At 64.1% G+C, this 643-nt stretch carries 1 protein-coding gene; it reads left to right on the top strand.

Annotation, left to right across the window (positions count from 1 at the left end; translation table 11 throughout):
* The coding region (locus JWG43_RS20620) for a histone deacetylase family protein (RefSeq protein WP_205244266.1) at nucleotides 1-614 on the top strand (614 nt) is incomplete at its 5' end.
* Nucleotides 615-643: the final 29 nt, after the last annotated feature.

Here is a 643-nt window from a genome sequence, read left to right as displayed (position 1 = left end):
TGGCGCTTCGTTACGGGCTAGCTTGCAATACCGCGGGTGGCAGCCACCATGCCGGACCAAAGGGCGGCGCGGGGTTTTGCGTTTTTAACGACATCGGCGTGGTCGCTCGCGCGATGATCGATGCCGGGGAAATCCGGCAGGCCTTAGTCGTCGATCTGGATGTCCATCAGGGTGATGGCACCGCCTTCATCTTCGAGCATGAGCCACGCGTGTTCACCTTCTCCATGCATGGTGAGAAGAACTATCCCGTGCGACGCGGGCCAAGCGATCTCGACATCGATCTACCGGATAGAACCGGGGACGAGGCGTACTTGGCCGAGCTGCGAGCGATACTTCCTCCCCTGCTCCAACGTGTCGCGCCCGACCTCATCTTCTACATCGCTGGGGTCGATCCGCACGAGACCGACCGTCTCGGCAGGCTTGCCTTGAGCGACGACGGGCTCGCTGCGCGTGACGCCTATGTTCTGGAGACGTGCCTGCCTGCGGCCCCTGTCGTGGGTGTTATCGGCGGCGGGTACGACAACGACAGCGACCGACTGGCTCGCCGTCACGCGACCCTTCACCGCGCGGCGGCCAAAGCATGGCGCAGCGGTCTGGCCCGACCGGCGGCTTGAACCATGTCCGACCACGCGCCCCTCATTGT

Source organism: Desulfobulbus alkaliphilus, assembly GCF_016918545.1.
GTDB classification, from domain to species: domain Bacteria; phylum Desulfobacterota; class Desulfobulbia; order Desulfobulbales; family Desulfobulbaceae; genus Desulfobulbus; species Desulfobulbus alkaliphilus.
Note: the sequence above shows the minus strand (reverse complement) of the source record. Positions and strands in the feature narration are given on the sequence as shown.